Annotated in this window: 22 protein-coding genes and 1 tRNA gene; 12 read left to right on the top strand and 11 right to left on the bottom strand. The window is 65.7% G+C overall.

Annotation, left to right across the window (positions count from 1 at the left end):
- The first annotated feature begins 50 nt into the window (after positions 1–50).
- Positions 51–1247, top strand: coding sequence for an endo-1,4-beta-xylanase (locus ON00_RS04245; RefSeq protein ID WP_010403417.1), 1197 nt, complete (start codon positions 51–53; stop codon positions 1245–1247).
- On the opposite strand, the gene ON00_RS04250 is transcribed toward ON00_RS04245, so the two are convergent.
- Together ON00_RS04250 and ON00_RS19775 are read right to left on the bottom strand one after the other, a co-directional pair.
- A complete protein-coding gene (locus ON00_RS04250; RefSeq protein ID WP_010403420.1) occupies positions 1242–1976 on the bottom strand; it encodes a DUF1223 domain-containing protein in 735 nt (244 codons plus the stop codon). The two genes, ON00_RS04245 and ON00_RS04250, sit on opposite strands and share 6 nt — an antisense overlap.
- On the bottom strand, positions 1973–2872 hold the full coding sequence (locus ON00_RS19775; RefSeq protein ID WP_010403422.1) for a helix-turn-helix domain-containing protein: 900 nt from the start codon (positions 2870–2872) through the stop codon (positions 1973–1975). The genes ON00_RS04250 and ON00_RS19775 overlap by 4 nt, the downstream gene beginning before the upstream one ends.
- A gap of 171 nt (positions 2873–3043) precedes the next feature.
- On the opposite strand from ON00_RS19775, the gene ON00_RS04260 reads away from it, so the two are divergent.
- From ON00_RS04260 to ON00_RS04280, 5 genes are all read left to right on the top strand, one after another.
- On the top strand, positions 3044–3577 hold the full coding sequence (locus ON00_RS04260; protein ID WP_029622426.1) for a sigma-70 family RNA polymerase sigma factor: 534 nt from the start codon (positions 3044–3046) through the stop codon (positions 3575–3577).
- Positions 3577–4218 (top strand): DUF1109 domain-containing protein, encoded by a 642-nt coding sequence (locus tag ON00_RS04265; RefSeq protein WP_010403424.1) that lies wholly within the window; start codon positions 3577–3579, stop codon positions 4216–4218. The genes ON00_RS04260 and ON00_RS04265 overlap by 1 nt, the downstream gene beginning before the upstream one ends.
- Before the next feature lie 128 nt (positions 4219–4346).
- Positions 4347–5327, top strand: coding sequence for a serine O-acetyltransferase EpsC (gene epsC / locus ON00_RS04270; RefSeq protein WP_010403425.1), 981 nt, complete (start codon positions 4347–4349; stop codon positions 5325–5327).
- The gene (locus ON00_RS04275) at positions 5324–6073 is read left to right on the top strand and encodes a gamma-glutamyl-gamma-aminobutyrate hydrolase family protein (RefSeq protein ID WP_010403426.1); all 750 of its coding nucleotides are present in this window, start codon (positions 5324–5326) and stop codon (positions 6071–6073) included. The genes epsC and ON00_RS04275 overlap by 4 nt, the downstream gene beginning before the upstream one ends.
- 317 nt (positions 6074–6390) lie before the next feature.
- Positions 6391–6993: an alpha/beta hydrolase gene (locus tag ON00_RS04280; protein WP_010403427.1), complete on the top strand. Its 603-nt coding sequence runs from the start codon at positions 6391–6393 to the stop codon at positions 6991–6993.
- A 78-nt stretch (positions 6994–7071) separates the two neighbouring features.
- On the opposite strand, the gene ON00_RS04285 is transcribed toward ON00_RS04280, so the two are convergent.
- The 4 genes from ON00_RS04285 to ON00_RS04300 are packed head-to-tail and all read right to left on the bottom strand — an operon-like array spanning position 7072 to position 11997.
- Positions 7072–9156, bottom strand: a complete 2085-nt coding sequence (locus tag ON00_RS04285) for a S9 family peptidase (protein WP_010403428.1) — start codon at positions 9154–9156, stop codon at positions 7072–7074.
- Positions 9157–9208: 52 nt separating this feature from the next.
- Complete coding sequence (locus ON00_RS04290; RefSeq protein ID WP_029622429.1) at positions 9209–9766, bottom strand: DUF2497 domain-containing protein; 558 nt, start codon at positions 9764–9766, stop codon at positions 9209–9211.
- A gap of 33 nt (positions 9767–9799) precedes the next feature.
- The gene (locus tag ON00_RS04295) at positions 9800–11311 is read right to left on the bottom strand and encodes a TolC family outer membrane protein (RefSeq protein ID WP_010403430.1); all 1512 of its coding nucleotides are present in this window, start codon (positions 11309–11311) and stop codon (positions 9800–9802) included.
- Positions 11312–11331: 20 nt separating this feature from the next.
- Positions 11332–11997, bottom strand: coding sequence for a protein-L-isoaspartate O-methyltransferase family protein (locus tag ON00_RS04300; protein WP_029622430.1), 666 nt, complete (start codon positions 11995–11997; stop codon positions 11332–11334).
- Positions 11998–12172: 175 nt separating this feature from the next.
- On the opposite strand from ON00_RS04300, the gene ON00_RS04305 reads away from it, so the two are divergent.
- The 4 genes from ON00_RS04305 to ON00_RS04320 all read left to right on the top strand — a co-directional run bounded on the left by ON00_RS04305 (position 12173) and on the right by ON00_RS04320 (position 16634).
- Positions 12173–12246 (top strand) — tRNA-Cys (locus tag ON00_RS04305).
- A 145-nt stretch (positions 12247–12391) separates the two neighbouring features.
- Positions 12392–12805, top strand: a complete 414-nt coding sequence (locus ON00_RS04310; RefSeq protein WP_010403434.1) for a DUF2946 family protein — start codon at positions 12392–12394, stop codon at positions 12803–12805.
- A gap of 99 nt (positions 12806–12904) precedes the next feature.
- A complete protein-coding gene (locus tag ON00_RS04315) occupies positions 12905–15274 on the top strand; it encodes a TonB-dependent receptor family protein (RefSeq protein ID WP_040601580.1) in 2370 nt (789 codons plus the stop codon).
- 10 nt (positions 15275–15284) lie between these two features.
- Positions 15285–16634: a PepSY-associated TM helix domain-containing protein gene (locus tag ON00_RS04320; RefSeq protein WP_010403439.1), complete on the top strand. Its 1350-nt coding sequence runs from the start codon at positions 15285–15287 to the stop codon at positions 16632–16634.
- Here ON00_RS04320 and ON00_RS04325 read toward each other — a convergent pair.
- On the bottom strand, positions 16620–17018 hold the full coding sequence (locus tag ON00_RS04325; protein ID WP_010403441.1) for a (deoxy)nucleoside triphosphate pyrophosphohydrolase: 399 nt from the start codon (positions 17016–17018) through the stop codon (positions 16620–16622). The genes ON00_RS04320 and ON00_RS04325 overlap by 15 nt on opposite strands.
- 100 nt (positions 17019–17118) lie before the next feature.
- Between ON00_RS04325 and ON00_RS04330 the strand changes: the two genes are divergently transcribed.
- Both ON00_RS04330 and ON00_RS04335 read left to right on the top strand, forming a co-directional pair.
- Positions 17119–17304, top strand: a complete 186-nt coding sequence (locus ON00_RS04330; RefSeq protein ID WP_010403443.1) for a Flp family type IVb pilin — start codon at positions 17119–17121, stop codon at positions 17302–17304.
- Between the two features lie 132 nt (positions 17305–17436).
- Positions 17437–17604 carry a Flp family type IVb pilin gene (locus ON00_RS04335; protein ID WP_010403444.1) on the top strand — a complete coding sequence of 56 codons (168 nt, stop codon included), beginning with the start codon at positions 17437–17439 and terminating at the stop codon, positions 17602–17604.
- A 105-nt stretch (positions 17605–17709) separates the two neighbouring features.
- On the opposite strand, the gene ON00_RS04340 is transcribed toward ON00_RS04335, so the two are convergent.
- From ON00_RS04340 to ON00_RS20840, 4 genes are read right to left on the bottom strand one after another with little or no spacing between them, the layout of a single operon-like run.
- A complete protein-coding gene (locus ON00_RS04340) occupies positions 17710–18657 on the bottom strand; it encodes an acetyl-CoA carboxylase carboxyltransferase subunit alpha (protein ID WP_010403446.1) in 948 nt (315 codons plus the stop codon).
- Between the two features lie 12 nt (positions 18658–18669).
- Complete coding sequence (locus ON00_RS04345; RefSeq protein ID WP_040601874.1) at positions 18670–19569, bottom strand: tyrosine-type recombinase/integrase; 900 nt, start codon at positions 19567–19569, stop codon at positions 18670–18672.
- Positions 19570–19613: 44 nt separating this feature from the next.
- Positions 19614–21455, bottom strand: a complete 1842-nt coding sequence (locus tag ON00_RS04350) for a hypothetical protein (RefSeq protein ID WP_010403449.1) — start codon at positions 21453–21455, stop codon at positions 19614–19616.
- Positions 21456–21459: 4 nt separating this feature from the next.
- Positions 21460–21597: a hypothetical protein gene (locus ON00_RS20840; RefSeq protein ID WP_169313315.1), complete on the bottom strand. Its 138-nt coding sequence runs from the start codon at positions 21595–21597 to the stop codon at positions 21460–21462.
- Positions 21598–21656: the final 59 nt, after the last annotated feature.

The following is a 21656-nucleotide window of genomic DNA, read 5'->3' on the forward strand; positions in this document are numbered from 1 at the left end:
GTGCCACGAAACTTCAGGAGACGGGCAATGATTCGAACGGTCACGCACGCATGACCCGGCCCCTCACCCGCCGCGAAACACTCGCGCTCGCCGGGCTCGGTCTTGCCGGACTGGCGCTGCCGACCCCCGCCTCTGCCACACGAACGGTGGCCCCCGGATCCCTCGAGGCAGCGGCGGCGCGTACGGGACGGCGTTTCGGATCGGCCTTCGCCTGGGGGCCGCCCGGACACGATGGCGGCACGTTCGCCAACCCGTCTTATGCCGCGCTGCTCGAATCCGAATGCGCCATCCTCGTCCCCGAAAATGAAATGAAGTGGCAGGCGCTGCGACCGACGCCAGACCGCTTCGACTTCGATCGGTTCGACGCGATGATGGCCTATGCGCAGGCCAAGGGCTTTGCCGTGCGCGGTCACAATCTGCTGTGGCATCAGCCGAAATGGATGCCGCGCTGGGAAGAAAGCTACAATTTCGGCACCCGCCCCGCGTCGGAGGCCGCGCGCCTGCTCTCGCAGCACATCGATACGGTCTGCACGCGATACGGCACCCGCATCGAGAGCTATGATGTGGTCAACGAAGCGGTAAACCCGGCAGACGGCACCCTCTACGAAACGGCTTTGTCCCGCGCGATGGGCGGTGCGACCGCGACGCTCGACCACGCCTTTCGCGCGGCCCGCGCCAGCGCGCCCCATGCCCAATTGGTCTACAATGACTATATGAGCTGGGAGCCGGGCAATGCGGCCCATCGCGCGGGCGTTTTGCGGCTGCTCGAAGGCTTCCGGGCGCGCGGCGTGCCGGTCGATGCGCTGGGGGTGCAATCCCACATCATAACGCAGGGACCGGACACGGCGCGCATCGTTGGCCAGTTGCAGCCCGATTGGTCGCGCTTCCTCAATGCGGTGACCGCAATGGGCTATCGCCTCGTCATCACCGAACTCGATGTGCGGGACAATGCCCTGCCCGCCGACCCGTCGCCGCGCGACCGCGCTGTGGCCGATTTCACCCGCGCCTATCTCGACGTGATGCTCGACTATCCGCAACTGGGCGATATCTTGGTGTGGGGCATGGCCGACCGGTACAGTTGGATCGAGGGGTTCGAGCCCCGTCCGGACAAGGCCCCCCGCCGACCGTGTCCGTACGACCGCGCCTTTACCGCCAAGCCGATGCGGACGGCGATCGTCGATGCGCTGTCAGGGGCCCCTGCGCGAACGCACGTCAATCGCCGGTCCGGGAGTAACGCCCGGCTATAGCCGCTGCGCCGCCAGAATGCGGCCGCCCTTGCCCGCTTGAACAAGGATGGCCTCTCGCAGGTCGGCTGGAGCAGGCTGCGCAATGCGATAGGATTGTGCGCGCCCGGTCCAGGTGCCGATCGCGACGAGCGAGCGGACGACGTTGCGATGGGGCAAGGTGCGCCCGCCATTTTCGCCAGCGCGGATCGGCACCAAGTGCGTGCGCGGGTCGTAGCGTACCAGCCAGACGGTCGCTGGGGTCGCCACGCCGCCTGCCGCCACCGTCACGCCGCCTGCGCTGCGCGCAATGGCAGGGGCCGATGCGGCGCGGTGGCTGGCCCGGATGGCCGCTGCCAGCTGCTGTGCATCATTGCCGACGACGGTGTCGTGCCCATCGATAATCACTTGCGGCGTCGCCACTTGGCCGCGCCCGGCGGCATGCGCATAATCCCATTGCCGCGCCGTGAACGCGGGTTGCGCGAACGTATCCTTCCAGCCCAGTTGATCCCAATAGGTCACCGCGAAATTGAGCGCGAGGATGTCCGGGCGATCGGCAATCGCATTGACGTTGGCATTGGCCGGGGGGCAGCTCGAACAGCCTTGGCTTTCGAACAGCTCAACCACGGTTGGGCCGGCGGGGTTGGCAGCGGTCGCGCTTGCGGGAAGAAACGCGCCCCAAGACGCCAGCGTGGCAGCGAGCGCGCTCGCGAGCCCAACCTTAAGAACAAGCCGAGTAGAACCGCGATTCATGATCGATCTCCTGCGTTGGAATAGGATGGAAAGGGAGCCACCGCCGCACTCATCCGGCGAAAACTGCTGGGATCGGCTCCATAAGCGGCCGAAAACGCCCGACTGAAATGACTGCGACTGGCAAAACCGATATTGGACGCGATCATCTTGACCGGTAGTCGCGTGCCGTTGAGCAAATCGGCCCCCTGCTGCAGCCGGGCGCGGGCGACAAACGCCATCGGCGTCATTGCCAGCTTCGCGGCAAATTCACGCGCGAAGGCCGAGCGACTCATCGAGGCGGCGGATGCCAGGCTGGACACGGTGTGCGGGGCCGCCGGATTTTCGATCACCGCCACGATCGCCTTGCCCAGACGCGGGTCGCGCAGCGCGCCGAACAGGCCGGCATCGCCCTCAGCCCGCCCAACCGCGTCGCGCAGCGCCATGACGATGCACACTTTCATCAGCGCATCGACCAAAGCGCGGGATCCCTGCCCTGGTTCCGCCGCCTCACCAATCATCAGACCGCAGATTTGCTGGATCAACAGCGGTTCAGGGAGGACCGAGACGATGGGATCGCTCACCGAGCCCAGCAAATCGAAGGTGCCACTAACGCGCGCGGTCAGCACCCCCATTGCAATCCGAAGCTCCGGGCCAATGCGATCACCGTCCACGCCATCGGCCGGGGTAATCACACGCTCCAGACCCGGCGGCAGCAACAGCAGCGTCCCCTGCCCGCACAATCGATCGGCCTGACGCGGGATCGTCAGCCGCAGTGTCCCGGCAAGAACGTACTGCACTTCGATGCCATCGTTGCGATGGCCCGCCAGCGCATGGCCATGCCGCAACGTCACGTCACGAAAGCTCTGCACCGCGACGTTGAGTGTCGTCAGCATTGTATGAAATTCGGGTTCGTTCATCAGATCCTCCGAACCGCTATTTCGTGGCCCCGTCGGAAATGGTTACAGAAGCGGTTCGATTGGCGTCGCTCCTTCCAAGTGGCGAACCGCCACGACAAGAAACCGCTCGCCATTCGGTGGGTTCGCTGTAACCCATCACCGGAACGGCGCGAATGACCCTTGGGAGCCCACGTGCGAGCGAGTGAAGACCAGCTGCGGGCGATGATGATCGGCGGCCTTGCGGGGGACGCGCGGGCCTATCGGGACTTGCTCGATATCCTGGCCCCGCTGCTCCGCGCTTTTTTTGGCCGCCGCCTTCGCGACGCTGCGGAAGATGTCGAGGATCTGGTGCAGGAAACATTGATTGCCATCCACACGCGGCGCGCAACCTACGACACCAGCCGCCCCTTCACCGCCTGGGCCTATGCGGTCGCGCGCTACAAGATGGTCGACCACTTCCGACGGCGACGCGTTACCGTGCCGATCGAGGGATTGGAGGATATTCTTGTCGCCGAGGGCTTTGAAGAGGCCGTGTCGGCGCGGATGGACATCGACTCCTTGCTCAACACGCTTCCGCCAAAACAGGCCCGTGCGATCCGCGAGACCAAGGTCGACGGGCTCAGCGTGGCCGAAGCGGCCGACCGGCACGCCATGAGCGACTCCGACGTAAAGATTTCGGTGCACCGCGGGCTGAAATCGCTCGCCGCCCGGCTGGGACTTTCGTGATGAACACTGACGAGTTGATCGATTCGCTCTCCGCCGACGTTACACCGGTTGCGACGCATGCGGTCGAACGCCGCTTGTCCGTTGCGGTGGCGACGGGCGCTGCGGCTACGGCGATGCTGGTCGTGTTCGGGCTTGGGGTGCGCCACGATTTGGCGAGCGCGATGCACGGCTATGCGGTCTGGATGAAATGGGCCTACACGCTGTCGTGCGGGGTGATCGCTTTGTTCGCGACCTACCATCTCGCCCGACCGGAGGCCACGCGCAGCCGCTCGCTGTGGTTGCTCCTGATACCCGTTGGCTTGCTCGGCCTTGTTGCAGTGGTCGAGTTCGCTGCGGCTCCCCCGTCGCACTGGCTGGCGATGTGGCTGGGGGATAGCTGGCAGCGATGTTCGATGCGGGTGCTGGTGCTCGCGATGCCGATCCTGGTCGCACTGATCTGGGCATTCCGCCGCTTTGCGCCGACGCAGCTACGCCTGACCGGCGCGGCGGCGGGCTTCGCCGCGGGTGGGTTTGCCGCGCTGCTTTACAGCTTTCGCTGCGATGAAACGGGTGCCGCGTTCGTGCTGACCTGGTACACGCTCGGCATGGTCGCCGCTGCGGCTTTCGGCGCACTCATCGGCCCGCGTTTGTTGCGCTGGTAGCAGCGCTACGCCCTTGGCGGACGCTACCGTCGGGTGCCGAGGAGAACAAACCCGCGCTTGCTGTGCCAGAAGCATTTCTATGATTTCCGATTGGACCGATAGGATATCCTCTTCGCAAAGGATGCCCTGTGACCGATTACGCGCTCGACACCCCTCGCGACCATGACGTGCCGACCCTCCCGCCGCGCACCGTCGGCGATGCGATCGCCGATTTGCGCGCCGCGCGGGAGGAATGGCGCTCACGCCAGGACGAGTCGCGCGATGTGGAAAGTTTCCCGTCGCGCACCGCGCTCGAGCGCGTCGTGTCGCTGCTTGCGGCCGCGCTCTATCCGCGACGGCTCGGTCATTTTCGCGGGGTCGCGGCGGAGGAGGACACCTTCGTTGTCGCCAAACTGCTCGCCGCGCTGACCGATCTTGAGCGTGAGATCGGCCACGAACTCGGTTATTGGCAGCGCGAAGCCGGTGCGTTTGAAGCCGACCATGCCGCCACCATCGTGCGGCTGTTCACCGCGACGCTGGGCGACATCCGGCGGTTGATCGACAGCGATGTCGAAGCCGCCTTCCTCGGTGATCCGGCGGCGCGCAGCGTGGACGAAATCCTCGTCTGCTATCCCGGTGCGATCGCCAGCCTGCACCACCGCATCGCGCACGAGCTCAACAATCTGGGTGCCCCGATTGTCGCGCGCCTGATCTCGGAAATCGCCAACGAACGCACCGGCATCGATATCCATCCCGGCGCGCAGATCGGCGCGCGCTTTTTCATCGATCACGGCACCGGGGTCGTGATCGGCGAAACCGCGATCATCGGGGCGCGGGTGCGCCTGTACCAGCATGTCACGCTCGGCGCGCGCAGCCCGGTCGGGGCGACGCGCGACGACGTGCGCCACCGCCATGCGCGGCACCCGATCATCGGCGACGATGTCGTCGTTTATGCCGGGGCGACCATTTTGGGCCGGGTGACGATCGGCGCGCGATCGACCATCGGCGGCAATGTCTGGTTGCTGTCGGATGTGCCGGAAGACAGCATGCTGGTGCAGCCCGAGGCGGTGCGGCTGGAGCGCAAGGCTGGGCTGAACCTGCGCGACACGCTGCTCGGGCAATCGGCATGACGGTGGCGAAACGGCCCGTCATCGGCGTCCTGTGCTGCAACGAGACGCTGGGGCGGCCGGTACCGACCGTCGCCACCCGCTTCGTCGCGCCGCTCGCGCGCTTTTCGGATAGCACGGTCATGCTGGTGCCCGCCGTGCGCGATGCCGTCGATAGTGCCGTGCTTACCACCCTGCTCGACGGCGTATTGTTGACCGGATCGCGCTCCAACGTCGCGCCTCACCGCTATGGCGGCGGCCCACTCCCCGCAGGCCAACAGATCGACCCTGAACGCGACGAGGTCGCGCTCGCTCTGGCTGGACGGATGATCGAGGCGGGCAAACCCGTGTTCGGCATTTGTCGGGGTCTACAGGAGATCAACGTGCTGTTCGGCGGCACGCTGTCGACCGATTCCTGCCGGGGACGGCATCATCGCGGATCCTGGGACGGGTGCTTCGACACGCTGTTCGGCCATCGCCATGATGTCGAGCTGAACGATGGCGGGCTGCTCGCCTGCGCGACCGGGCGGCAGCGCATGTCGGTCAACTCGGTCCACGAACAGGGCATTGACCGGCTCGGCGGAGGACTGTCGGTCGAGGCGGTCGCCGCCGACGATGGCCTGATCGAGGCGATCCGCGCCCAGCCATGCGGGGCCGAAGTGCTGGCGGTGCAATGGCATCCCGAATGGGATGTCGATCGTTCCCCGGAAAGCCGCGCCTTCTTTACCGTGGTCGGCACTTCGCTGCGCGCCGCTGCCGAAGCGCGATAGTCGCCCCCAACGCTACAGCCCTTCCGCCACCCAATGCGCATTGGAGAGGCGGCGGGCCCGACCGCGACTGTCGGGCACCGCAAAGCAACAAAGCGGCTTGAGCGGAAGTAGCCGAGCTTAGCGCCCCGATAGATTTCCCTGCGTCCAATTGCCCGGACTTCAGGACAGACTATCGATCTGGCGCAACCGGCATACGGTCTGGCGCAGCTCTATTGCCTAGTACCGTAGTAGGAATAGCTTTTGATGCGTGGAAGCGAAATCCGACTCGATCTCTGACGAGTCGCAAGCGACCACCAAAAGTTGATGGGAGAGCAGTCATGGTCTTTGTTACCGACGTGCCGACCGACACTCCGCTGCCGATCCTGGTATCGGTACGCGGGGATTCGCCGACCTCGAGCCCGGTCGCCCGGGTCGAGCTCGACCTTTCGAAATTCCACAATGGCCGCTGGGCGGTGCAGCTCGACGCGACCTTTTCGCGCGGCGATGCGCCTGTCGTCATCCTCGCGCGCGGGGTCGCGTGCCTGGCCATCGCGTGGTGGGCACAGCTTTCGCCGCGCAGCTATCTGCGGTCGGTGCGCGGTGCCGTGTTCGATTCGCCGCTCGCAGCGGATATGAGCCAAGTGGCCGTGGCTGCAGCAATCCGCAGCGGGCCCGCCTATCGCCTGCCCTTCCCCTCGATTGTGGTGAACGACGCGTCGTTTCGGATCGAGGAGGTTCTGCATCTTGCCGACAAATGGGGCAGCCGGTTCGTCGAAAAAGGCGGGGCGTCGGCTGGCCAACCCAGCAATCGCAATGGCCGCTTTACCGAGGCCGAAGACGGCCTGCTGGCCTATCTGGACGTGCTCGACCGAAAAGTGCTTGCGCCGCAATCGCACGCTGCGCAGCACGCCGAAGTGCCGGTCCTCGCCCCGCAAGATTAACCGTCATTGCCCATGCGCACGATCGTGCGCCTGTTCCGGCCCACGGGAAGCCCGGGGACCGGATCGTTAAGGCAGGCGTCAGCCGCCCTTGCGGCCTGATGCGCCGACGATCTGGGGTTGCGGCGCAGTGGGGACGGTCCATGTGTTCATCCACCCGAGCACCTGCTTATACCATTGGCGGCTCTCGCGCGGCTTCAGCACCCAATGGCTGCCGCCCGGGAACACCACCAGCCGCGAGGGAATGTCGCGCCGCTGGAGCGCGGTGAAGGCAGCGATGCCCTGCGTATAGGGAATGCGGTAATCGCCTTCGCTGGTGATGACGAGCTGCGGCGTCTTCCACGCGGTCACATGGTTCACCGGGTTCCACTTCTCGAACGCGGCAGGATCCTCATAATATGGATGGCCGCCATGTTCCCATTCGTCGAACCACAGTTCTTCGGTTTCGTACGCCATGGCGCGGGCATCGAACACGCCGTCATGCTGCACGATGCACTTGAAGCGATCGGGCCAGTTGCCCTCGATCCAGTTCATCATATAGCCGCCATAAGAGGCCCCCAGCGCACAGGCATTGTCGGCGTCGAGCCAGGCGAACTTGTCGGTCGCGGCCTTGAGCCCGGCTTTCAGGTCCTCGAGCGGCCAGCCGCCCCAATTGTTACGGATCGCATCGGTGAAGCCTTGCCCATATCCGGTCGAGCCGTGGAAATCGACCGCGACCAGCCCATAGCCTGCGCCCGCGAACACCGCCGGATTCCAGCGATACGACCAGCTATTGTTGCTCGACCCCTGCGGCCCGCCATGCACCATGAACGCGATCGGCACTTTGCCGGTGCTGCCCGCAGGCTTCACCGCATAGCCCCACACCGTATCGTTATTGGCCCCGGTGAAGCTGAACTTGGTGACGCTGGGCATCTCGACATCGGCCAGCTTAGCCGCGTTGACCGAGGTCAGCCGCACCGTGCTCTTGCCAGTCAGGCGGTAGAAATCATCGGGTGCGGTCAGCGAATTCATCGCATACACCACCCCGGTTGGCGTCGGTACGACCGCCGACACGCTGCCCGCCCCGGTCAGCCGCGCGACCGTGCCGGTTACCGGCGAAACCGACCAGATCGGCGTTTCCTGCGTATCCTCGGCGGTGACGAAGATCGTCTTGCTGTCGGGGCTCCACGCGATCGACGCGACCGAGCGGTCCCAGCCTTCGGTCAGCGCGCGCACCGCGCCACTCTTCAGGTCGCGCAGCATCAGCACTTGCCGATCGGCCTCATAGCCCGCCCGCTTCATCGCGAACCAGGCGAGATATTTGCCGTCGGGCGACGCGGTCGGGAGATTGTCCGTCCCGTGGTTGGCTTCGGTCAGATTGACCGGTGCAGCCGATCCGTCGGCAGGGGCTGCGAAAATGTCGAGATTGGTCGAAAGCGGCTCGATCCGGCCCGCCTCGCGCAACGCGAAATACACCGTCTTGCCATCGGCGCTCCACGACACTTCCTCGCCACCACCAAATGGCTTGGACGGGGCATCCCCAACCAGTTTGCCTTCGATCGGCACGCCATTGCCGGTCGCGCCCGCTGCGGTCAGCGGCAGGACGAACAGTTGCGAGCGCGTGCCATCGGCCCAGCTCGCCCAATGCCGCACGAACATCTGATCATAAACGCGGCCATTGCCGGCATTGGCATCCTTCTTGACCATCGCCGGTTCGAGGCTCGGGGCACCCGGCAAGCGATCCGCCCATACCAGCAACTTGTCGTCCTGCGGCGAGACCTTGAAGCCGCCCATCCCGCCCTTGAAATGCGTCAGTTGCAGCGGCGCGCCGCCAGCAATGCCGATCGACCAGACCGCATCCTCGCCGCCTTTGTCGGACTGGAAATACACGGTCTTGCCGTCATGCGAGAATTGCGGCGCAGTCTCGTTGACATCGGCCTCGGCGATCAGCTTTTCCGGGGCGGCCCCTTTGCGCGTCAGGTCGAGCCGCCACAGATCGAAGCGACCACCATCGATGGTCAGGTCGGTCTCGCGTTGCTGCCACACCAGCCAATGCCCATCGGGCGAAACAGCCGGAGCGGAGACGCGCGACAGCGTGGACACATCGTCGATCGTGAGTTGGCGGGCGACCGCAGGCGCGGCAATGAAAGCGGCCGTCAAAGCGGTCGCAGCAAGCAGTGTTTTCATGAACGCAGGTTACAGCAGAACCATGCGGTCGCCGCAATCACCAGCGGGCGGCTTATTTGCCGGTGATGCGGTCGATTTCCTTGGCCACCATCGTCTCGACGATCGCGGGCAGATTGGCATCGAGCCAGTCGCGCAACATCGGGCGCAGCATCTCGCGGACCATGCCTTCCAGCGTGTCCGATCCGCTCACCTCGGGCTTCACCACCAGCCGCGACAGAACATCGAGCGGCCCGCGCGATGCTTCGGCAGTACGCGGCGAAACAATCGACTCGGGCGCAGGTGTTTCAGGCGCTGCTTTCGCGGCGACAGGCGCGGCCGCGCGAACGGGTTCAGGGGCTGGCTCCGGCACGAGATCCTCCCTTGCCACGGCCCGGGCAATCCGCGCCGATTGCGGGTTATTCTCGGGCTGGGGACGGCGTTCGAGTTCGGGCGCAGGCTGGCTCAGCTCGAGAATTTCATCATCACTAAAAGGGGTTGGCTCGGATCGCGCGGGCAAAGCACGCGCCGGTCGCTTGGCACGCGCAGGGGCCGCGTCATTCTCTTCCGCGATGATCCGCTTGATCGATGAGAGGATGTCCTCCATCGATGGCTCCGCGCTCAAATCCCCCATCGACAACCCCTGAAAAGTGCGTCGATCCGCCGGTTAGCGGTTCTTCGTTGCTTCACCTGCGGTAATTGGGGCACTTCTGTCAACTGGCGCGTCCAGAATCGGATCGAGCGGGCGGGTGACCTTGGCGTCTTGCGGGCGAGTCGCGTTGGTCCGCGTGCCCGTAACCGCAGGATCGGGATCCGACGAAAAGTCCCAGATCCGTCCGCGCACGCTCTTATAATGCGCCACCGGATCGTAAAGCGGCCCGCCATCAAGCCCAAGATTGCGCGCCTCGGCCCGCCCCATCGCCGCCAGCAGCGCAAAGCCCGCGACATAGGCATCGCGCCGCGCCGTCACCAAGGTCACCTGCGAGTTCAGCAATTCCTGCTCGGCATTCAGAATATCGAGAATGGTACGGTTACCGACGCTGTTTTCGGCGCGCACGCCTTCCAGCGACAATTTGTTGGCGTTGACCGCTACTTCGCTCGACGTGATTACCTCGAGCGAGGACTTCCAGACGGCATAAGCCGACCGCGCTTGCGAGATGACGCCACGCTCGGTCTCGGTAACGCGCTCGATCGCCTGCAAGCGCGCATCCTGAGCCTGCCGGATCTGCGCCGATGGGCGCCCGCCCTGATAGAGCGGCATCGTCAGCCCGAGACCGACCGTCGAGGACGTGCCCGTCTGGCCAATCGCGACGCCGGTGCCCGAACCAAGCGATCCGAGATAATTGTAATAATTGCCGCCGATGTTGACGCTGACCTTGGGCAAACGATTCGCGCGCGCCACGCCAATGTCATAGCCCGCCGCCTGACTGGCCTTGGCGGCCGCCAACAGCGTGGGATTGTCCTTCAACGCGACGTCCACCGCAGCATCGGGATCCGCAGGAAGATTGGGGAGCGCCGGTGGCGGCTCGAGCGCGTCGGGCGCGCTGCCGACATAGCGGATATAGCTTTCCCGGCTGGAAATCAGCCGCGCCTGCGCCGTTTCGAGCTGCCCGCGGGCGATGGCAAGGCGCGCTTCGGACTGGGCCACGTCGGTACGCGTCAGATCCCCGACCTGGAACCGATCGCGGCTGGCCTGCAAATTGACCTCAAGCACCTTCACATTCTGGGTATTGAGGCCGACGATCGCTTCATCGCGGATCACGTCCATATAGGCCCCCACAACCGTGGTGAACAAATCGGACTCGGTCCCGCGCAAGCTCAACTGGCCGCCTTCGACCCTGGTTTGCGCAGCCCGCACGCTGTTGCGCACCGCGCCACCTGCATAAAGCGGTACAGACAAAGTCGCGCTCGCCGTGCCGCTGCGGTCCGGCGACACGAAGCTGTTCGAGGATTTGACGACGTTTTCGGTATAGGCGCTTTGCAAGGTGACGGCAGGCAGCGCCTGCGACCGCGCGATCGGCACATTTTCGTCGTTTGCGCGCACGTTTGCACGCTGCGCGGCGAGCGTCGGGTTGGTGTTATACGCCTTGACCAGCGCCTCGCGCAGCGTTTCCGCAGAAAGCGGGGTTGCCGCGAGCCCGAGTAGCGCAACGCCAGTCAGAAGGTGTATCGATCGCATGGGTCGCGGGTCTTTTCTGCTTAGAACGTGAAAGTGCGCGGCTGCGCAAAGCCGGGAAGCGGCACGCATTCGATGTCGGCAAAGGCGAGCAGGCCGAAGCCGCCCGCGCTGCGCCGACCGGCGGCGAGGCGGGTTACGCCGCGATCGACGATCCCGGCCACCGCACGCCCGCCAATCGCGACTTGCTCGACCAGGGCATCGGACACACCCTCGACCGCGCCGTCGATGACCAGCACATCATAAGGCGCGCCAGCGGCATGGCCGTTTTCCAGCGGCCCCTCGACCAGCGTGACATTCGCCGTCCCAGCCAGCGCGGCCCGGGCATGGGCGGCAAGTGCCGGGTCGCATTCGACCGCCACCACCGACGCCACCAGTTCGGCCAGGACCGCAGCGGTATAGCCGCCCGCCGCGCCAATCAGCAGCACGCGGTCGGTGGGGAGCAGTTCGGCCTGGGTCAGCAAGCGTCCCGTTGCGATCGGCACGTTTTGCGCGCGGCCATGCCCCAGCGGTACGGCGGTATCGCGATACGCGAGCGCTGCCACCGCGCTCGGCAGGAACGCCTCGCGCGGGACCGAGTCCATTGCCGCGACGACGCGCGGATCGCTGACGGCATTGGTGCGAAGCTGGCTTGCCACCATGGCATGGCGCATCGCGAGCATATCCGAATCGTGCGTATTCAAGTTCATCGTGCCACCCTTGTCGGACACCCGGTTTTGCACAACTGTTGTAGTTGCACAATACACTAGTTGAGAGTGCCCACCTCTATCGTGGCGAACCGGGTTCGCCAAGCGACGTGTATCGGCATTTTTGCAAGCGCGTGGTTGACAGCGGGCGCGGACGCTTGCATCTGCGCCGCTCTTCGGCCCGATGGCGGAGTGGTGACGCAGAGGACTGCAAATCCTTGCACCCGGGTTCGATTCCCGGTCGGGCCTCCACAACAACTTCCAGAGAGTTGTCACGCACTCTGCAGATCGCTGTTTTTCCGATCAGCTTGCTTCGTGCCAGATGAAGCAAAATCGACGCCGGGCGAGACATTTTGCCCTCGTGACATCGTGCGCCGCTCCCCATAAAGCACCCGCCGTGCACAGGTTCCGCGATCATATCCTGCAACACCGCGTTCTGGCGGCATGGCTGCTGGCGTTTGCGTTGCTGCTGAAAGTCGTCGTGCCCAGCGGGTATATGCTGGACACATCGGACGGCGTGATTCGCATCGCCATCTGTTCGGGCATGGGCCCGGTGAAGACGATGGCAATGGCGATGCCCGGCATGGCCGACTCCGCATCTCAAAAGCATCACAAGGACGGCGAAAAGGCCGACCAGCCGTGCGCCTTTGCTGGCCTGAACGCACATTCGGTCGCGGCGACCGACCCGATCCTGCTTGCGCTCGCCATCGCCTTTGTGATGGCGCTCGTCTCGCGGCGGATCGCACCGCCGCTGATCGGGCTGCGCCTCCATCTCCGCCCGCCCTTACGCGGACCACCTGCCACCCTGTGACGATCGATAGAGCCGCGACGCGCTGAAGCAGCGTCGTCGCGACGGACGCGCATGGCCCAACGCCGCGCGTCCGCTACCAGCGTTTACAGGGGATTTTTCGTGCGCCTTCCATCTTTGTTTCTCGCGGCGTCGATCGCCGCGCTTGCCGCTGCGTCGGCTTCCGCCCAGACCAACGCCGACACGCGACGCCAGGACTTGCTGCGCCAACGCGCGGCGATCGATGCCGAACTGCAGCGCCTCGACGCCCCCGCCCCCGCCCCTGCACCGGAAAGCCAGCCGAGCCGAGCGAGCGTCGCGGCGACATCCCCCGATGACATCATCGTCACCGGACGGGCGCTGACGCTCACGACCAAGGTCGCGGGACAGACCGACACCACCATTACCAACGCCGCGTTCCGCAACACGCCCGCGACGACCATCGCCGACATCGTCAAACTCTCCCCCGGCGTCACCGTCATCGGCGGCAATGGCCCGCGCGACGTCGGCGTCTCGATCCGCGGGTCCAACGCGCGCAACAGCTTCGGCGCGCGCAACATCCAGGTGTTCGAGGATGATTTTCCCGTCACCCAGCCCGATGGCCTTGCCCGGTTCGATCTGACCGACCCGCATGCTTATGGCGCGGTCGATGTCGTGCGTGGCCCCTCCTCGGCACGCTATGGCAATTATGCGGTCGAAGGCGCGATCAACTTCCGCACGCGGCGCGGGCGCGACCTGCAAGGCGTCGAGGCCGGGATCGATGGCGGCAGCTATGGCTATCTCAACGCTTATGCCACGCTCGGCCATGCCGGGCCCGGCTATGAATATGCGGTGTTCGGCAGCTTCGCCCGCGCCGATGGGGCAACGGGCCATACCGGCTATCAGACCGGCACGATCAACGCGCTGGCGACCTTTGCCCTGTCGGACCGCGACCGCGTCACCGGCAAGGTGATCTACAATGAAGGCGAATTCCGCCTGTCCACGCGGTTGTCGTTCAACCAATATCTCGCCAATCCGTACCAGCAAGGATGCGATCAGGCGGCGACCGCCGCGGCGGGCTGCGGCACGATCTCGGTGTTGGCGAACGGGATCAACGGCACCCGCATCGCCCAGACCGCCGCCGAGGGCGATCTTGCGCGCAACGACCGCCGGACCATCATCGGTGCACGCTATGAGCATGATTTTTCCGCAGGCACGACCTGGCGCACGCAAGCGACCTTCGACAGCCGCGTGGTGTTCCAGCCGACCAGCGCGACGCCGTTTCGCGGTACGCTCAACAGTTACAATCTGAGCTCCGACGTCACCGCGCACAGCCAGATATTGGGCATGGATGCGCTGAGCTTTATCGGGATCTTCTACAACTATCTCGACGGGCAGAATTACTCGTTCAACAAGACGCCTGCAGGCCGCAACGGCATTGGCGCAACCACGCAAACAGTGTTCGGCGGCGTGCGCAATATGGGGGTTCGCGCCCGCGAGGAATTGGCGCTGACCAGGGATCTGCAGCTCATTCTTGGCATTGGCTATGAGCATTCGAAGATCGACATGCGCCAGACCAACTACACCTATCCCGTCGGTGCCAATCCGACGCTCAACAACATCCCCGCGATTCGCGATTTCGACAATGTCGCGCCTGAGGCGTCGCTGGTTTGGCAGGCACTTCCCGCCCTGCGGCTCCACACCCGTGTCGGCACGGCCTACGGCATTCCGCAATCGGGCCAGTTGTTCGTCACGACGGCGGGCGTCGCCGGCAACAATATCGACCTCAAGACACAAACCAGCACCGGCGTGGACGTTGGCGCGGAGCTGACGCTCGGCGATACTCTCAAGGCCGAAGTGACCGGCTATTATGAGTGGTTCCGCAACGAACAGGTCAGCCAGTCGGCGGGCGTCAATCTGTTGTCCTACACCACCAACGTCCCGCGTTCGATCCATCGCGGGGTCGAGGTCGGCGTCAACTGGAAGCCCCTGCCCGCGCTCCTGCCCGGCGGCTATGTCCAGGCGACGTACAGTTATAACGACCAACGCTACACCCGTTATGTCGAGCGGCTGACCTCGGGGGCGGTGTCGGCCGCCTTCGACCGCGCCGACAACCGCATTCCGGGGGTGATCCCGACCTTCGCCAACGGGCGACTGGGCTATGACCAGCCGCACGGTGCCTTTGCAGGCCTGGGCGGCTTTGCCGAGGCGACCTACCGCTCGCGCTATTTCATCGACAACGCCAATCTGTTGCGCATTCCGGGCTACACGCTGATCAATCTCAACCTGCATTACGATCCTCCCGCAGCAACGGGCTGGTGGTCGCGTCTGTCCTTCTACGCATCGGTGCAGAATCTGGCCGACAAGACCTATGTCGGATCGGCGTCGATCCTCTCGGACAGCCTGAGCGCTACGGGCGCACAAAACCCTGCATCGGTGCTGATGGGCACCACCGGATCGGTGTATGCGGGCCAGCCGCGCACCGTCTATGTCGGCCTGAAGGGCCGGTTCTGAGGAGGATGTGATGGCCACTCCCGCCCGCCCGCAGCTCAGCTATAACGCCGTCTGGCGCTGGCATTTCTATGCCGGCGTGTTCTGCGTGCCCTTCGTGATCTGGCTGGCGCTGACCGGCACGATCTATCTGTGGAAACCGCAGATCGAGGCGTGGCTGGACCAGCCCTACACACATTTGGCGACGACCGGCCCAACGGCGTCGCCCGATGCGCAGGTCGCCGCGGCGCTCCGCGCGGTGCCCGGATCCACGCTGCACAAATATGTGCTGCCCGAGCGCCCGGACGGGGCCGTGAATATCCTCGTCACCAAGGACCATCAGGATCAACGCGTCTATGTCGATCCGCGTTCGCTCGCTGTCCTCAGCGTCGTCAGCGAGGAGCAGCGGCCGATGCGGCTGATCTTCCATCTGCACGGCGAATTGCTGGCGGGGGCGTTCGGCAGTTATCTGGTGGAGATCGCCGCCTGCTGGACAATCGTGATGCTGTTGACCGGCCTGTATCTGTGGTGGCCGCGCGGGCGGTCGGATTTGGCCGGGGTGGTGTATCCGCGCCTACGGGGCGGACGTCGGGTGTTCTGGCGCGATCTTCACGCCGTTTCGGGCATTTGGGTGTCGCTGTTCGCCCTTGCGCTGATCCTCACCGGGCTGCCCTGGGCGAAGGGTTGGGGCAGCTATCTCACCGAAATCCGTCAGCTTACCGGCACCGCGCGCGGGCCGGTCGACTGGACGATCGGTGGCAAGCCACCGCAGGCGGAGGCGATGTCGGGAGAACATGCCGGACATGGCGGCATGGCGATGCCGCGCGCGCCAATCGTGGCGGGCGAACTCGCGCGCGTCATCGCGGTGGTGCGACCGCTCGCGGTGGCACCACCGGTGCTGATCGCGCCGCCGATGCGGCCCGACGCGCCCTGGACGGCGTCATCCGACGCAGCGAACCGCCCATTGCGCAGTACGGTGAAAATCGACGGTCGCACGGGCACCGTCATTAGTCGCGAAGGCTTTGCGCAACGCCACTGGATCGACCAAACGATCGGATATGGCGTCGCGGGGCATGAGGGCGCGCTGTTCGGTCTCGCAAATCAGCTCCTGGGCACCGTTACCGCGCTGTTGCTGGTGGTTCTGGCGGTGTCGGGCGTGGTGATGTGGTGGCGTCGGCGGCATATCGGCCTGGGCGCGCCGATCGCGCTGTCCCGCCCGCGCCTGGGGGCGGGGCTGGCCATCGCCATCCTGGTACTGGCGCTATACCTGCCGCTGTTTGGCCTGACGCTCGTCGCAATCCTGATCGCCGAAGCGGCCGTGCGGCGATGGATGCCCGGCCCCGCCCTATGGCTTGGGCTCCGGGCAAGCCTAGCCTCGCGCTAACGCGGTCTCCAGCGCCGGGATGAACGGCAAATCGGCCGGGGGCATCTCCAGCCCCCGCAGCGCAGCGGGGGCGTGCCACGCCAACGCCGTCGCATCGAGCGCTTGCGGCTCGCCTGCCCACACCCGACACAAATAGAGCAGGAGCAGCAAATGCCGGTCGGCGAGCGGCTCGCTGGCGAAGGTCAGCGGTGTGAGCGCGGTCGGCGCGACGACCACCCCCAATTCCTCCTCCAACTCGCGCACCAACGCCGCCTCGGGCGTTTCGCCGGGTTCCACTTTGCCGCCGGGAAACTCCCACAGGCCCGCCAATGCTTTTCCAGGGGGGCGGCGCTGCACCAGCACCCGCCCCGCCCGGTCCACCAACGCGGCCGCCACGACCAGCATCACTGCTGTAAACCCGACGTACTGAATCCATTAAGCATATCGTAACGCACCCGTTTTAGAGATTGGCAACCAGCAGCTGTTTCGGTGGCCACGAACCCATATGATCATCGACACGCTGAAACGACTCTGGGGCGATCGCAAGGGTGCCACTGCGGTTGAATATGGCCTGATCGTCGCGCTGATCGTGATTGCGATGGTTGCTGCGCTGACTCAGCTCGCCAATTCGACGACCACGATGTGGGGCAATGTCAGCACCAAGGTCGCCGCTGCGACGGCAGGCGTCTAGATTCGGCGTCGCGGACAAAAGTTCCGTCGGGCTTAAACCTTTTTCAACTCTGCCTCCCTAGACTCGTCAGCGTTGGTCCGGTTTTTCCGGCCCGACCGGGTACTGAAGCTTTCACCAACGGAGACCGGAATCATGAAGACCATCCGCAATTTCATCAAGAATTCCAAGGGCGCGACCGCCATCGAATACGGCCTGATCGCAGCACTCATCGCCGTCGCCGCGATCGCCGCGATGCAGGGTCTGGGCACGCAACTGAACAAGACCTTCACCAACGTCACGACCAACATGAAGGCTTCGTAAGACTCTTACGAACTCCTCTAATGCAAAGGGCGGCGGAACCTCGGTTCCGTCGCCCTTTTCTTTGGTCAGCACGCCAGCATCGGGAACAGCCGCGCCGCGTGCGCCTTAGATCCGCCCCATCGCCAGAAACTTCGCGCGCCGAGACCGACGCAGGTCGGCGGAGCTCTGGCCATCAAGGTTCGACAGCGCCGCGTCGATCGCATCGCCCAGCGCCGCGATCGCCGTCGCCGGATCGCGCTGCGCACCGCCCAGTGGCTCCGGCACGATCGTATCGATCACGCCGAGACCCTTGAGATCCTGCGCGGTCACTTTCATCGCCTCGGCCATCTCGGCGGCTTTGTCGGACGTCCGCCACAGGATCGACGCGCCCGCCTCGGGCGAGATCACCGAATAGATGGCATGCTCAAACATCAGAACGCGGTTTGCCGCCGCCAGCGCGATCGCGCCGCCCGAGCCGCCTTCGCCGACGATTGCAGCAACCATCGGCACGCCCAGCGCCAGGCACATTTCGGTGGAGCGGGCGATGGCCTCTGCCTGGCCGCGCTCCTCGGCCTGCACGCCCGGGAACGCGCCTGAGGTATCGACCAGCGTCACCACCGGCAGACCGAAGCGGTCGGCCAATTGCATCAGACGAATCGCCTTGCGATAGCCCTCTGGCTTGCCCATGCCGAAATTGTGGCGCAGCCGACTGGCGGTATCGTCGCCTTTCTCATGGCCGATCACCAGCACGCGGCGGCCGCGAAAGGTCGCGAAGCCGCCCAGGATCGCCTGATCGTCGCCAAAGGCGCGGTCGCCCGCCAGCGGGAGGAAATCCTCGAACAGCCCGGCGACATAATGTTTGAAGTGCGGACGCTCGCCGTGGCGCGCGACCTGAGTCTTCTGCCACGGCGTCAGCCTGGCATAGGTGTCGCGCAACAATTTGTCGGATTTGGCCTGCAGCCGCCCGACCTCTGCGTCGATATCGACCGTGCCTTCGGCTGCGGTCTCACGCAATTCATCGATCCGCGCTTGCAGTTCGGCGATCGGTTTTTCAAAATCGAGGAAAGTTGCCATAGGTCGGGCCGGTTAAGCCCCGCGCTTCCTTGCGTCAACGCGTGCCGTGGCTTCGGCGAGCGGATGACGTGCATTGACCAGCTCGACCAGGCGGCTGGCATCGACATGTGTATAGATTTCCGTGGTCGCAATATCGGCGTGGCCAAGCATCGCCTGCAGCGCGCGCAGATCGGCACCGCCCGCCAGCAAATGCGTGGCAAAGGCGTGGCGCAGCACGTGCGGGCTGATGCGATCGGGCGGAATCCCCGCTTCCGCCGCCAGCGCCTTCAGGATCTGGTAAAGGCGGATGCGGCTCAAATGCCCCTTGCCGGAAGGAAACAGCCACGCAGAGTCCTCGGGCACATGCAGCCGCCAGACCGCAACCGCCGCGCGCGCGCGATCGGACAGCGGCACCAGCCGTTCCTTGTCGCCCTTGCCGCGCAGAATGAGATAAGGCCGGTCGGGCGCAATCGCGCTTCGCGGTAGCGAGACCAATTCGGTCGCCCGCAGGCCCGATCCGTACAGCAGCTCGACCAAGGCGGCCATGCGCAGGTCATTGGGGTCAGCGGGCACGCGCGCGATGCGCTCGGCAATCGTCGCAAACAGCCGGTCGATATCGCTGTGGTCGAGCACCTTGGGCAACCCCCGCGCTGCGCCGGGGCGCGGCAACGCCGCGCCGGGATCGTCGCCGCGCAATCCTTCATCCGCCAGAAACGCGAAGAACCGCCGCAGCGCCGCCGATTTACGCGCCACGCTCGCCTTGGACAGGCCGATCCATTCCTCGCCCAGCCGGGCAAGGTCGCCAGGCGAGGCGCTGCTCAACCGTCCGCCGAGCACCGCCGATGCCAGCGCCAGATCGCTGCGATAGGCGGCGATGGTGTTCTTTGCTGCCCCGGCCTCCGCCGCCAGCATCTCCAGAAAGCGCTCGATCAGCGCGCGATCTTCACGCGGCGGCTCAGGCGCGCTGGGGCGCTCGGTCAGAGCCGCGAGATCGCCTCGACGGCGATCATCCGCGCCTCGCCCGACATGCCGACCGCGTGCAGCGCCGCCGTGATGCGATACACCGCCTCGGGCGAGACGCCGTGCCACTGCCGCGTCTGCATGCCGATCGCGGCGAGCAGCACCACCGTGCCGGGCTCATGCTCGCGCGCCGCCTTGGCGATCGACCGCGTCCAGCTATTCTCCTGCGCGAACCGCAGCCCCAGCGCCTGCGCGCCGCGTTCGACTTCGGCACCCGACATCCGCCCCAGCCCCGCCATCGCGGCCAAGAACATGCGGCGCTTCAGGCCCTCGGCATCGTTCGTGCCCGAATAGGCGCTGACATCGCCATAGCTCAGCGATGGCATTGCCGGATCGATCAGCGTCAGCATCGCCCAGGCATTGCTGCCCCGCGCCGCCTTGTCGCGCCAGCGCAGCGCCGGAACATCCAGCCCCGCGCTCAGCATCGCGGCGACCAGCCGATCGATATCGGGCTGTTCCAGCGTCGTCGGAATGCGCGCGGCGGCCCCGGCGGTCAGCACCAGCCGGGCGTAGCGGCCCTCCGCGCTCTTGGGTTCATCCCACAACCGCACCAGCGCATCCGCACGCGCCTTGGCATCTGGTCCCTCATAGGCCGCGCGCAAATCCCGCGCGATCCCGACCTGCGCGCCGCTCTGGTCGTCCCCGGCATCGATCGCGCTATAGAGATCGACCAGCGCGGCGCTCGACAGAATCCCGCGCGCGGCGGCCAGTTCGGCAACGGCAGCGCGCACCCGCGGGTCAAGCGTCGGTGACAGCGCCCGCCAGCCCTGCACCGCGGGCGATGCGGTCGCCAGCAGCGAGTCGGGGATTTCCACCCCGGTCGCGGTGGCCATGCCGTACCGCCACGCGGTCAAATGATCGACGCTGTCCCACTCGATCGTCACCGCTTGCCGACCGCTTTGCCCGGCACCCGCGACCTTTTGCGCCAGCAAAAAGTCGACGCCACCAGCAATGCCGGACTTGCGCGCTTGCGTCAGCAGCGGTTGCGCGCGTGCGGGCGTTCCCGACAAGCCTGCGCAGATCGCCCGCGCCATGATCCAGCCGCGTTCCTGGCCCAGCTCGGCTCCGGCCTCGGCCGCCGGGCACAACGCTGCCGCGTCCCCCGTCGCCAGCGCGGCCTGCATCGTCGCCTCGAACATCTTCGGCGTATAATCCTCGGTATCGACGGCTTGCGCCATCGCCCGCGCGGCGACCGATTCGCCCATGCGCGTCAGCAACCACGATCGTTCCGCCGCGAAATCGGCACCGTTCACGCCGCGCGGGGTATCGACCCGCGCCATCAGCGCGCGGCGCAGCGCAATCGACACCCAGCGCGAGGCGACCGGAGTGTTCAGCCGCTGCATCAACACTTCAAGAAAGCGCCCGTCGGCCTGGCCAAAGGCGTTCGGGCCCATCGCGCCTTCTGCAGGGCCCGCGACCCCGACCCGCGCCAGCGATCGGCGCGCGAACGACGGCATGTCGGCGCGCACAAAGGCGGCAAAGTCGGTGGGAGCCGGAGGCGTGGCACCGGGGCTCGGCGCAGCTATCGGCGTCGCATCGGGCGCGGGCAGCAAGGCCGGTGCCGTCGCTGGAACCGACGCGGCAGGCGGCGGCACGGCTTGGCTCGGCTGCGCGGGGGCCTGCGGAACGGGCTTGGGCCGCGCCGCCGCTGGCGACGGGGCCGGCGTCGGATCGCCAAAGCCCGGCGGCAGGATCGATTCGGGGCGTTGCTGCCCCACCGCCGGAATCGCCAGCACCACCGCCAGTGCGGTGCCGAAGCGCAGGCCGATGGTCAGCTTGCGCGCGGCCGCGCCGGACACACCGCTACTTCTGGAGGTTCGCAAGCGGGACGGCCTTTTCGACATGCTTCAGCGGCTTTTCGCGCGCGATCGACGAGAGTCCGAACAGGACACCCACAACGACGACCACGATGACGAGGAGGATTACGAGCGAGCGGGACATGGGCCAGGACCTGTAACAGAACAATTTGGGCTGCGCCCGCAAGGCCTTTTGCCCGAGAC

Origin of the sequence: Sphingomonas echinoides ATCC 14820 (assembly GCF_000241465.1) — a bacterium.
GTDB lineage: Bacteria > Pseudomonadota > Alphaproteobacteria > Sphingomonadales > Sphingomonadaceae > Sphingomonas > Sphingomonas echinoides.